The 9,509-nt window shown below is 62.3% G+C and carries 11 protein-coding genes; all 11 read right to left on the bottom strand.

Going from position 1 to position 9,509, the window contains the following annotated elements; all coding sequences use genetic code 11:
* Positions 1 to 219 precede the first annotated feature (219 nt).
* The 11 genes from HBO09_RS27725 to HBO09_RS27675 all read right to left on the bottom strand — a co-directional run bounded on the left by HBO09_RS27725 (position 220) and on the right by HBO09_RS27675 (position 9,485).
* A complete protein-coding gene (locus HBO09_RS27725) occupies positions 220 to 798 on the bottom strand; it encodes a nucleotidyltransferase family protein (protein ID WP_169992748.1) in 579 nt (192 codons plus the stop codon).
* Positions 795 to 1,781 (bottom strand): XdhC family protein, encoded by a 987-nt coding sequence (locus HBO09_RS27720; RefSeq protein ID WP_169992750.1) that lies wholly within the window; start codon positions 1,779 to 1,781, stop codon positions 795 to 797. The genes HBO09_RS27725 and HBO09_RS27720 overlap by 4 nt, the downstream gene beginning before the upstream one ends.
* Positions 1,781 to 4,102 (bottom strand): xanthine dehydrogenase family protein molybdopterin-binding subunit, encoded by a 2,322-nt coding sequence (locus tag HBO09_RS27715; protein WP_169992752.1) that lies wholly within the window; start codon positions 4,100 to 4,102, stop codon positions 1,781 to 1,783. Before HBO09_RS27715 ends, HBO09_RS27720 begins: the two co-directional genes overlap by 1 nt.
* A complete protein-coding gene (locus HBO09_RS27710; RefSeq protein ID WP_169992754.1) occupies positions 4,099 to 4,569 on the bottom strand; it encodes a (2Fe-2S)-binding protein in 471 nt (156 codons plus the stop codon). The genes HBO09_RS27715 and HBO09_RS27710 overlap by 4 nt, the downstream gene beginning before the upstream one ends.
* 393 nt (positions 4,570 to 4,962) lie before the next feature.
* Entirely contained in the window at positions 4,963 to 5,982 is a 1,020-nt protein-coding gene (gene murB / locus HBO09_RS27705) for a UDP-N-acetylmuramate dehydrogenase (protein WP_169992756.1), read from the bottom strand.
* A complete protein-coding gene (locus HBO09_RS27700) occupies positions 5,979 to 6,443 on the bottom strand; it encodes a low molecular weight protein-tyrosine-phosphatase (protein WP_169992758.1) in 465 nt (154 codons plus the stop codon). Before HBO09_RS27700 ends, murB begins: the two co-directional genes overlap by 4 nt.
* Entirely contained in the window at positions 6,443 to 7,207 is a 765-nt protein-coding gene (gene kdsB, locus HBO09_RS27695; protein ID WP_169992760.1) for a 3-deoxy-manno-octulosonate cytidylyltransferase, read from the bottom strand. Before kdsB ends, HBO09_RS27700 begins: the two co-directional genes overlap by 1 nt.
* Positions 7,204 to 7,389: a Trm112 family protein gene (locus tag HBO09_RS27690; protein ID WP_003174668.1), complete on the bottom strand. Its 186-nt coding sequence runs from the start codon at positions 7,387 to 7,389 to the stop codon at positions 7,204 to 7,206. The genes kdsB and HBO09_RS27690 overlap by 4 nt, the downstream gene beginning before the upstream one ends.
* Positions 7,390 to 7,414: 25 nt before the next feature.
* Positions 7,415 to 8,425, bottom strand: a complete 1,011-nt coding sequence (gene lpxK, locus HBO09_RS27685; RefSeq protein ID WP_169992762.1) for a tetraacyldisaccharide 4'-kinase — start codon at positions 8,423 to 8,425, stop codon at positions 7,415 to 7,417.
* The gene (locus HBO09_RS27680) at positions 8,425 to 8,853 is read right to left on the bottom strand and encodes a biopolymer transporter ExbD (RefSeq protein WP_169992764.1); all 429 of its coding nucleotides are present in this window, start codon (positions 8,851 to 8,853) and stop codon (positions 8,425 to 8,427) included. Before HBO09_RS27680 ends, lpxK begins: the two co-directional genes overlap by 1 nt.
* Positions 8,850 to 9,485 carry a MotA/TolQ/ExbB proton channel family protein gene (locus HBO09_RS27675; protein WP_029299724.1) on the bottom strand — a complete coding sequence of 212 codons (636 nt, stop codon included), beginning with the start codon at positions 9,483 to 9,485 and terminating at the stop codon, positions 8,850 to 8,852. The genes HBO09_RS27680 and HBO09_RS27675 overlap by 4 nt, the downstream gene beginning before the upstream one ends.
* Positions 9,486 to 9,509 lie beyond the last annotated feature (24 nt).

Genomic DNA, 9,509 nt, shown 5'->3' with positions numbered 1-9,509 from the left:
GAAGCAGCCCCAAAAAGCCCTCCACGTTTCTTCAGATAAACCGCGATGGCCGGGTTTAGGGCTGCTTCGCAGCCCAGCGCGGGCGATGCGGCGTTCCGACAAGCCCGCTCGCCACAGGAGAGTTCGTCAGTTTCTGAAAGTTGTGTAGATACCTATGCCGCGATGGCGGTAGAGAGAGGCGCGGTGAGCTTGAGGCCGCCATCGCCGCCAAACCACCCCCTACTTGAATTCCAATGCTTGCGGCACATCCACATCCCATAACACCCCGGGATCATCCACCAGCACCTCCCGAACATCAGCCTGGGCAAACAGAGCCTTGGCGCCACGATCCCCCGTCAGCTCCATCAAGGCAGGCCCCAATGCCTGGCCAAATGCAACGGGATGGCCCTGCTGGCCGGCATGCACCGGCACACTGATCCCATCCACGCGCTCTATCACCCGCTCAATACTCGACGCCTGAATAAACGGCATATCCCCCAACACCACCAGCCAACCCGCTGCCGGGCCACTGGCCGCCACCGCTGCTGCAATACTGTCACCCATGCCCGCCGACTCCAGCAGCAGCACTTCGCACCCATGCTCCGTGGCCAGGCGAATAACCCCGCTGCACGCAGGGGATGTGACGACCCAACGCCGAGTGATACTGGCAGGCAGATTGAGCAACACATGCGCGAAGACCGGCCGTGTCACCCCATCACGCCCCACACAATGAGCCAGCAGTTTGTCCTGGCCGCTTTGCGCACGGAACCGGCTGCCCTGCCCCGCCGCCAGGACGATTGCGGTAATCGCACTCGTCAACTGACCGCTTCCCGTACGGGTTTGGCTTGCAGCACGTCCACTCCGTTCTTGATCGCAACGATGTGCGCCATCAGCGACAAGGCAATCTCTGCCGGCGTATGACTGCCAATATGAAGACCGATCGGCCCATGCAGCCGCGCAATCGCCTCGGCCCCCAACCCCAACACCGCCAGGTTTTCCCGACGCTTGCGGCTATTAACCTGCGAACCCAGGGCACCGATGTAGAAGGCGCGGGAGTTCAACGCGGTCAACAGCGCCATATCGTCCAGCCGCGGATCGTGGGTCAGGGCAACAATGGCCGTACGCTCGTCCGTCTGGATATTGAGCACAGCCTCATCAGGCATTCCCGGCACAAAGCGCCCGTGCTGTTCTTCCCAGCCATGCACAAACTCCGTGCGGGGATCGCAGATCAGTACTTCAAAATCCAACAGGCGCGCCATTTCTGCCACATAGCGCGACAGCTGGCCCGCACCGATCAGCAGCAAGCGCCAGCGCGGACCGTAGATGGCCCGCAAGCGCTCACCGTCAAAACTGACAACATCGGACTTGCTCGCCACGCTCAAGCGCACACTGCCCGTCGCCAAGTCCAGTTCCCGCGCCACAATTTCATGGGCCTCACAACGCGCCAGCAACTGCGCCACCCAGGCAGGATCCCCCACCCGCTCCTCCGTCAGGCGCAAGGTTCCGCCGCATGGCAGACCAAAACGCGCCGCTTCGTCGCGGGTGACGCCATAGGTCACCAACTGCACCGGCGGCCCATCGTCAGGCAAGCGGCCATCATGCAGACGAGCGATCAGATCATCTTCGATGCAGCCACCGGACACCGAGCCGATCACCACCCCGTCGCCGCGCAGGGCCAGCATCGCCCCCGGCGGCCGTGGTGCGCTGCCCCAGGTCTGGACCACGCTGTACAGCACCACCGGCTGCCCTGCGCGGCGCCACTCCAGCACGCTGCGCAGGACATTCAGATCCACGCTGTCCATCAGGCCTGCGCCTCCCGCTGCCAGCCCTGTAGCTGATAACGCACCGGCAGGTTACGAATGCGCTTGCCAGTGGCGGCAAATATCGCATTGCACAGCGCCGGCGCAATCGGCGGCACACCCGGCTCGCCGACGCCGCCGAGGGGTACTTCACCTGCCGGCGTGACCAAATGTATGGCAATTTCCCGGGGCGCCAGGGACATGCGCGCCACTTCGTACATATGGAAGTTGTCCTGCTGGACCTTGCCATCCTTGAAGCTGATTTCTCCCAGGACCGCATTCCCCAAGCCCATGACGCAAGCGCCCTCGAACTGCGAGCGGATGCGCTCCGGATTGATCTGCGGGCCGCAGTCCACGGCGATATCAGCCTTATGCACGATCAGCGTACCGTCGCCCTTGACCTCCACCTCGATCACCGCCGCCACATACGTCACAAAGCTGTAGTGCACCGCCAGCCCCAGGCCGCGCCCCTTGGGCAGCGTGCGACCCCAGCCGGCAGCCTTGGCCGCGGTCTCAAGCACCCCACGCATGCGCGCCGTATCAATCGGGTAACGCTCGGGGGACTCGCCGTAGTTCCACTCTTCACTCAAGGTGCGTGGATCGATCTGACGATCCGGGCCCAGCAGCTTGAGCTGATACTTCAGCGGATCCTGGCCGGCCTTGTGCGCCAGTTCATCGACAAAGCTCTGGATGGCAAAACCATGGGGGATGTTCGACACCGAACGATACCAACCCACCCGGGTGTGGGCAGCAGCCTCGGGGTTTTCCAGGCGCACATTGGGAATGGCGTAGGCCATGTTGGTAAAGCCCATGCCCAATTCAAACGCTGCCTCATGGTTCATGCCCGGCGCAAACAGCGCGGTAATGCTCGGCGCCACTGTGCGGTGCAGCCAGCCGGAGGGCATGCCGTCCTTGTTGAGGCCAGCCTTGAGGTACTCGGCGGAGACGGTATGGAAATAGGAGTTATGGATATCGTCTTCGCGGGTCCACTGCACGCGTACGGCCTTGCCAGGAAACTCCTTGGCCAGCACCGCGGCTTCAATGATGAAGTCCGGCTTGGACTTGCGCCCAAAACCGCCGCCCAACAGGGTGACGTGAATCGTGACGTTATCGAATGGCAAGCCAAGGCGCTCAGCGACCCGCTCCCGCGTGACCTGCGGCGCCTGACTCGGTGCCCAGGCCTCGCATTGCCCGTCTTGATAGCGGGCCACGGCAACCATCGGTTCCATGGGCGACTGCGCCAGGTGTGGCAAGTAATACGCGGCTTCCAGGATGCTGTCGGCATCGCTCAGGGCCTGGTCGATGCTGCCGGTGTTGCGCACCACTTTACCGGGCTCAAGGGCCGCGGCTTCCAGGGTCTTGCGATAGTCGATGGAGTTGTAGCTGGCATTCGCGCCGTCGTCCCAGACAATCTGCAACGCCTCGCGCCCCTTGATCGCCGCCCAGGTGTTGCTGGCGACCACCGCCACGCCACCCAAGGGCTGGAATTCCGAGGGTATGGGTCGGCTTTCGATTTGCAGGACCTTGATCACCCCGGGGACTTTCAACGCCGCGCTGGCATCGAACGACTTGACCTTGCCGCCATACACCTTGGGCCGCGCAATGGTCGCAAACAGCATGCCGTCAAAATGCACATCGGCGCCGTACACCGCCCGGCCGTTGACGATATCGGCACCGTCGATGGCCTTGGTAGCCTCCTTGCCGATATAGCGAAACTCCGACGGCTGCTTGAGCCGCAGGCTGTCCCGCGCCGGCACCGCCAGCGCACCGGCGGCGGCAGCCAAGGCGCCATAGCCCAGTTCGCGACCGCTGGGCTGGTGAATCACTTTATGCAACTGCGCACGGCACTCGCCCAGCGGCACTTTCCACTGCTCGGCGGCGGCCTGTTCCAGCATGCTGCGCACGGCTGCGCCGCAACGGCGCATCGGCTCGTACCAATGGCGCATGCTGCGCGAACCGTCGGTATCCTGGTTGCCAAAACGCACTTCGTCGCCCGGTGCCTGCGCAACCTTCACCAGCGCCCAATCGGCCTCCAACTCGTCGGCCACCACCATGGTCAGGCTGGTGCGCACGCCTTGGCCCATTTCTGAGCGGTTGCAGATCACGGTGACAGTGCCATCGGTGGCGATGCTGACATAAACCTTGGGGTCATCAATCACGCCGTTGGGCATGGCTGCCCCGCCGTATTGCTTCACCTCCTCGGCAAAGGCCTGGGGCAAGCCCCAACTGGCGGCCACCACCAGCGCACCGGTCGCACCAACGCCTTTGAGGAAACCACGGCGGCTCAGGTTGTTCAGGGCGAAATGGCTCGGCAACTGGCTCATGCCTTGGCCCCCTGCAGATGGGTCGCGGCCTGGCGGATCGCTGTCTTGATACGGTTGTAAGTGCCGCAGCGGCAGATGTTGCCGACCATGGCCTCTTCAATCTGCGCATCGCTGGGGTTGGGGTTGGTTTTCAGCAGTGCCGTAGCCGACATGATCTGCCCACCCTGGCAGTAACCGCACTGGGCCACCGCCGTGTCCAGCCACGCTTGCTGCACAATCTGGCCAACCGGGTCATTGTGCAGGTTATCGATGGTGCTGACGTTCTGCCCCTTGACCGAGCCAATAGGCGTGATGCAACTGCGGGCCGGCGAGCCGTCGATATGGATGGTGCAGGCGCCGCACAGGCCCATGCCGCAACCGAACTTGGTGCCGTTGTAACCCGCCACGTCGCGGATCGCCCACAACAGGGGCATGTCCTCGGTGACATCCAGCGGATGATCTTGACCGTTGAGTTTGAGAGTAATCATGGGCACGCCCGCATAGTGATTGGATTATGGGGTCGAGCTATCTGCCGCTTTCAGGGGAGCGGAGTCGGTTCACGCAGATGGCTCAGGCTAATCGGGCTCTCTTGTGAAGACAGGTGTTGCGTCAGGGAATATGCATCACTGCAGGAGCGAGCTTGCTCGTGAAAAACGCCAGGACACCACGTTGATTCAGAGCGCCCACGTCATCGTTGACGATCTTCGCGAGCAAGCTCGCTCCTACAATTCCCTGCACGAACAACACCGATCTTTCACCGGGCCTTTGATAAACAGTATCTATAAAACGATAAACAGGCATCGTTAGCCTGCTGAGTTAACCCAGCATTAACAAAAAAGCCCTGCAATGCAGGGCTTTGTTCAACACGCTAGAAGCGTAGCTCAATAACGATTGGGCTCCATTTCCAGATCAACCTGGAAGCGCTCGGCGATATCGCGCTGGATACGTTGGGCCAGGCCAGAAATCTCCAGCCCCGTGGCCGCGCCGTAATTGACCAGCACCAGCGCCTGCAAGCGATGCACGCCGGCATCACCGTCGCGAAAGCCTTTCCAGCCGGCCTTTTCAATCAACCAGCCGGCCGCCAGTTTCACTTGGCCATCGGCCTGGGGGTACGCCACCAGATCGGGATATTGCAGCTTTAATTGCGCCGCCAGCACCTGGGACACCAGCGGGTTCTTGAAGAAACTGCCGGCGTTGCCCAAGACCGCAGGGTCGGGCAGTTTTTCACTACGGATGCTACAAATGGCCCGACTGACATCGCTCGGTGTCGCCTGGGTAATGCCCTGCTCAGCCAAGCGTTGTTGTACAGGGCCATAGCCGAGCTTCAGGTGCGCCACGCGGCTCAAGGCAAAGCGTACGCGCAGGATCAGCCAGCGCCCCACTTCGTGCTTGAACAGGCTGTCGCGGTAGGCGAAGTTGCATTCTGCCAGGCTGAAATCCCGCAGCTCGCCAGTCTGGCGGTCGAGGGCGGTCAGGCCGGCGAATACATCCTTGATCTCGACCCCGTAGGCGCCAATGTTCTGCATCGGTGCCGCACCGACCGTACCGGGAATCAGGCTGAGGTTTTCCAGGCCAGAAAACCCTTGCGCAAGGGTCCACAGCACAAAGGGATGCCAGGCCTCGCCCGCCTCGGCTTCCACCACAACCTGCTGACCGTCATCGTGCAGCACCCGGATACCCTGGGTCGCCATACGCAACACCAATGCTGGGACATCCTGGGTCAGCAGCAGGTTGCTGCCGCCTCCGATCACCAGCAACGGCAGCTGTTGCGCCGCCGCATAGGCCAGGGCCTCGCGCACATCGGCGTCGCTATGGGCCTGGGCGAACAACTGCGCACGCACATCAATGCCAAAACTGTTGAAGGCCTTCAGGGAAACCTGGGGCTGTAGATCCAGACTCATAACCGCCCCTTCAATTCAATCACCAGCAAATCACAGGCGGCCTCGATCAGGTCCAGGACCTGCTCGAAACCTTGCTCGCCGCCGCAGTACGGATCCGGCACTTCATCCACTGCCGAATCGTAGCGGCGCAGGAACAGGTCCAGCTCGGCCTTGCCCTGGGCTGGCTGCATAGCCTTGAGGTTGCGCAGGTTGCTCTGGTCCATGGCCAGGATCAGGTCGTAGCGCGCGAAGTCGGCGCGCGATACCTGCTGGGCACGCTGGGCCGACAAGTCGTAGCCACGACGCAACGCCGCTTGCTGGCTACGTTTGTCCGGCGCCTTGCCGATATGCCATTCGCCGGTACCGGCTGAGGCCACCTCAACCTGGTCCGCCAGCCCGGCATCCCGCAGTTTGTGGCGCAGGACGCCTTCGGCGGTGGGCGAGCGGCAGATATTGCCCAGGCAAACAAACAGGACTTCCATCAAGCCCCCAGCAACCGACGCACGCGCTCAAGGTCTTCCGGCGTGTCGACGCCAGCCGGCGGGGCCTCCATGGCATCGTCGACATGAATGCGCACGCCGTGCCACAGGGCCCGCAGTTGCTCCAGGGCCTCGGTGTTTTCCAACCAGCACGGACCCCAACTGACGAAGTCATGCAGGAAACCGGCGCGGTAGGCGTAGATACCGATATGGCGGCGATACGGCACGCCGGCCGGCAATACGTCACGCTGCTTGGCGAATTCATCGCGCGCCCAGGGCAGGATCGAACGGCTGAAGGTCAAGGCCAGGCCATTGATGTCACTGACGACCTTGACCACATTCGGGTTGAACAAGGTCTCAATGTCTTCGATCGGTTCGGCCAGGGTCGCCATGCGCGCTTCGGCATGGGCGGCCAGGTTGGCAGCGACCTGGTCGATGACACACGGCGGGATCAGCGGCTCGTCGCCTTGCACGTTGACCACGATGGCGTCCGACGCCAGGCCCAGGTGCGTGGCGACTTCCGCCAGGCGGTCGGTGCCGGAATTGTGGTCTTCACGGGTCAGCACCGCTTCGGCGCCAAAACCCTTGCAGGCCTCGATGATCCGCAGGTCATCAGTGGCCACCACCACGCGCTGGGCGCTGCTTTTGCAGGCCTGTTCCCAAACCAGTTGGATCATCGGCTTGGCGCCGATCATCTGCAGCGGCTTGCCGGGCAGGCGGGTGGAGGCGTAGCGCGATGGGATGACAACAGTGAAGGCAGTGGTCATTTATCCAGGCGCTCGTCGGTCGTCAGGGTACGGGCTTCGCTTTCCAGCATCACCGGGATGCCGTCGCGGATCGGGTACGCAAGGCCAGCGCCTTTGCTGATCAGCTCGGTCTTGTCGGCGCTGAGCTTAAGCGGGCCTTTGCAGATCGGGCAAGCGAGGATATCGAGCAGTTTGGTGTCCATGGGGGGGTTCCTGGATAAAAGCGTTTCAAGGCAAAAGTCGAGCAGGCAGCAGCCGCATCAGTTGCGTGTCGAACCAGGCGATAAACGCCGGTGACGGTGCTGCATCGACTGCAAGGTACCACCAGTGTGCCTGGGCAAAGGCGCGGCACTTCACCGCGTCCTTTTCGGTCATGACCAGCGGCAATGACGGCGTAAAATTCAGGACCTCGGCGCTGTAGGGCGCATGGTCGGCAAACGCATGGGGTATTGGCAGCCAGTGTAGCGTTTCAAGGGTATTGAAGAAACGTTGCGGGTTGCCGATGCCGGCGACCGCATGCACCCGCTGGCCCAGCGGAAAATGGTCCAGTGGCTGGCGCTCGCCGGTCAGCAGGTTGACCAGGGTGGTGGGGAGCAGGCGGAAGGCAAAGCCATCCTCGCGATCAACCCCGGCACCGTTATATAGCAGCGCATCGACGCTGCGCAGACGCTCGATCGGTTCGCGCAGCGGCCCGGCGGGCAGGCAGCGGCGATTGCCCAGGCCACGGGCGTTGTCAATCAGCACCAGTTCAAGATCACGGGCCAGGCGGTAATGCTGCAGGCCATCGTCAGACAGGATCAGGTCCAGGGTGTCGCTGGCCAGCAGGGCCTGCACTGCACGGCTGCGATCAGGGTCGATCACCAGGGGAACGCCACTGCGCTGCACGATCAACAAGGGTTCGTCACCCGCCACCTGGGCGCTATCACTGGCTTGCACCCGCCACGGCAACTGCGGCGGCTTGGCCCCGTAGCCACGGCTGACCACACCGACCCGCAGGCCACTGCGCTGACAATGGTCGATCAACCACAGGATCAACGGCGTCTTGCCCGTACCACCCACGGTGATATTGCCTACCACTACGATGGGCACCGGTGATTGGTAGATTGTCCCCTCGCCCGCCAGGAACCGTTCGCGCTTGCGCTTGACCACGCGACGATAGAGCGCCTCCAGCGGTTGCAGGAGCTTGAGCGCCGGATGGCCGTCGTACCAGGCCTTGAGCAAACGATCGGACAAGGCCATCAGGGTTGCCCCGCCGCCTCTACAGTGGTCATGCGCAAATGGCTGAAACCCAGCTTGCCGGCAGCATCCATTGCGGTGATCACGGCCTGGTGCGGGGTCTTGCCATCGGCGCTGATGGACAGCGGCATTTGTGTATCACCGCCGGACTCCTTCTGCAGCGCATCCATCACGCTGGCCACGTCGTTTTTCTCGAGCAACTGATTGTTCACCGAAAACACCCCTTCGGCGCTGATGGTGATATCCAGCTGTTTGAGCTGCTGGTCTTCGGCCGGCGAGCCGCTAACGGCTTCCGGCAGTTCGACCCGCAGTTGGGTCTCCCGGGTAAAGGTGGTGGTGACGACAAAAAACAACAACAGGATAAACACCACATCGATCAACGACGCCAGGTTGATATCGACGGTTTCCCGAGGTTTTCGGCGAAATTTCACGCTTTGCCCTCGACCAGGTCGACGTCACGGTCGCCCTGGACCACTTCCACCAGCTTGATCGCCTCCTGCTCCATGCCCACCACCAGCTCATCGATGCGGCGCTGCAGGAAGCGGTGGAAAAATACCGCCGGGATACCCACCATCAGGCCAGCAGCCGTGGTGATCAAGGCCTTGGAAATCCCGCCGGCCAATACCGAGGCGTTGGTGGTCATGCCCGAACCGGTAAAGGCACTGAAGATATCGATCATGCCCAGCACAGTGCCGAGCAAGCCGAGCAACGGCGCCATCGCGGCGATGGTGCCCAGGGCATTGATATAGCGCTCCAGCTCGTGGATAACCCGGGCGGCGGCCTCTTCAATACACTCCTTCATGATCTCGCGACCGTGCTTGGAGTTGGCCAGGCCGGCGGCGAGGATCTCGCCCAGGGGGGAATTGGCCCGCAGTTCCTTGAGTTTTTCCTTGTCCAGTTGCTTGTCCTTGATCCAGCGCCAGACCTGCCCCAGCAGATGATCAGGGGTCACGCGGCTGGCGCGCAGGGTCCACAGGCGTTCGGCAACGATGCCGAGTGCGGCGATGGAGCTCAGAATGATCGGCAACATCATCCAGCCGCCGGATTTGACCAATTCCCACACAGTGAATGTCCCCTCGAAAAAGTG

Source organism: Pseudomonas sp. WS 5027 (assembly GCF_012985695.1).
In the GTDB taxonomy this organism is placed as follows: Bacteria; Pseudomonadota; Gammaproteobacteria; order Pseudomonadales; family Pseudomonadaceae; genus Aquipseudomonas; species Aquipseudomonas hygromyciniae.
Note: the sequence above shows the minus strand (reverse complement) of the source record. Positions and strands in the feature narration are given on the sequence as shown.

Coding starts and splice junctions, on each gene's coding strand:
- kdsB (WP_169992760.1), bottom strand. CDS start 7,207: ATGACCACTGCCTTCACTGTTGTCATCCCATCGCGCTACGCCTCCACC.
- HBO09_RS27700 (WP_169992758.1), bottom strand. CDS start 6,443: ATGGAAGTCCTGTTTGTTTGCCTGGGCAATATCTGCCGCTCGCCCACC.
- HBO09_RS27690 (WP_003174668.1), bottom strand. CDS start 7,389: ATGGACACCAAACTGCTCGATATCCTCGCTTGCCCGATCTGCAAAGGC.
- lpxK (WP_169992762.1), bottom strand. CDS start 8,425: ATGGCCTTGTCCGATCGTTTGCTCAAGGCCTGGTACGACGGCCATCCG.
- HBO09_RS27720 (WP_169992750.1), bottom strand. CDS start 1,781: ATGGACAGCGTGGATCTGAATGTCCTGCGCAGCGTGCTGGAGTGGCGC.
- HBO09_RS27710 (WP_169992754.1), bottom strand. CDS start 4,569: ATGATTACTCTCAAACTCAACGGTCAAGATCATCCGCTGGATGTCACC.
- HBO09_RS27715 (WP_169992752.1), bottom strand. CDS start 4,102: ATGAGCCAGTTGCCGAGCCATTTCGCCCTGAACAACCTGAGCCGCCGT.
- murB (WP_169992756.1), bottom strand. CDS start 5,982: ATGAGTCTGGATCTACAGCCCCAGGTTTCCCTGAAGGCCTTCAACAGT.